The sequence below is a fragment of the Curtobacterium sp. 9128 genome (assembly GCF_007673775.1).
In the GTDB taxonomy this organism is placed as follows: Bacteria; Actinomycetota; Actinomycetes; order Actinomycetales; family Microbacteriaceae; genus Curtobacterium.
In genome coordinates, this window is the sequence record NZ_VEAF01000012.1 from 1 (window position 1) to 1,367 (window position 1,367).

Annotated in this window: 1 pseudogene; it reads right to left on the reverse strand. The window is 70.4% G+C overall.

The annotated features are described in order from the left end of the window. A pseudogene (locus FS641_RS18225) lies at window positions 1-1,367 on the reverse strand (hypothetical protein); the annotation flags it as partial.

Genomic DNA, 1,367 nt, shown 5'->3' on the forward strand with positions numbered 1-1,367 from the left:
CATCAGCATCCGCCGACGCCGACACCGACGCACCAGCACTCACATTCGCACCAGCACCGTTGATGTCACCCACAGGGTCACCGTCCGGGGTGCCGTCGACGTTGGAGTCGGGCGTGCCGTCCTGGCCACCCTCCGGGGTGCCGTCCACGTTCGAGTCCGGGGTGCCGTCCTGGTCACCCTCAGGGCTGCCGTCGACGTTCGAGTCCGGCGTGCCGTCCACGTTCGAGTCCGGCGTGCCGTCCACGTTCGAGTCCGGCGTGCCGTCCACGTTCGAGTCCGGCGTGCCGTCCACGTTCGAGTCCGGGGTACCGTCCTGGCCACCCTCCGGGCTGCCGTCGACGTTCGAGTCCGGCGTGCCATCCACGTTCGAGTCCGGCGTCCCGTCCACGTTCGAGTCCGGCGTGCCGTCCACGTTCGAGTCCGGCGTGCCGTCCTGGCCGCCCTCGGGGCTGCCGTCCACGTTCGAGTCCGGCGTGCCGTCCACGTTCGAGTCCGGGGTACCGTCCTGGCCACCCTCAGGGCTGCCGTCCACGTTCGAGTCCGGCGTCCCGTCCACGTTCGAGTCCGGCGTACCGTCCTGGCCACCCTCCGGGCTACCGTCCACGTTCGAATCCGGGGTGCCATCCACGTTCGAGTCCGGGGTACCGTCCTCGCCACCCTCCGGGCTGCCGTCCACGTTCGAGTCCGGCGTCCCGTCCACGTTCGAGTCCGGCGTACCGTCCTGGCCACCCTCCGGGCTACCGTCCACGTTCGAATCCGGCGTGCCGTCCACGTTCGAGTCCGGGGTACCGTCCTGGTCACCCTCCGGGCTGCCGTCGACGTTCGAGTCCGGCGTGCCATCCACGTTCGAGTCCGGCGTGCCGTCGACGTTCGAGTCCGGCGTGCCGTCCACGTTCGAGTCCGGCGTGCCATCCACGTTCGAGTCCGGCGTACCGTCCTGGCCACCCTCCGGGCTACCGTCGACGTTCGAGTCCGGCGTGCCATCCACGTTCGAGTCCGGCGTCCCGTCCACGTTCGAGTCCGGCGTGCCGTCCACGTTCGAGTCCGGGGTACCGTCCTGGCCGCCCTCGGGGCTGCCGTCGACGTTCGAGTCCGGCGTGCCGTCCACGTTCGAGTCCGGCGTGCCGTCGACGTTCGAGTCCGGCGTGCCGTCCACGTTCGAGTCCGGCGTGCCATCCACGTTCGAGTCCGGCGTACCGTCCTGGCCACCCTCCGGGCTACCGTCGACGTTCGAGTCCGGCGTGCCATCCACGTTCGAGTCCGGCGTCCCGTCCACGTTCGAGTCCGGGGTACCGTCCTGGCCACCCTCAGGGCTGCCGTCCACGTTCGAGTCCGGCGTCCCGTCCACGTTCGAGTCCGGCGTACCG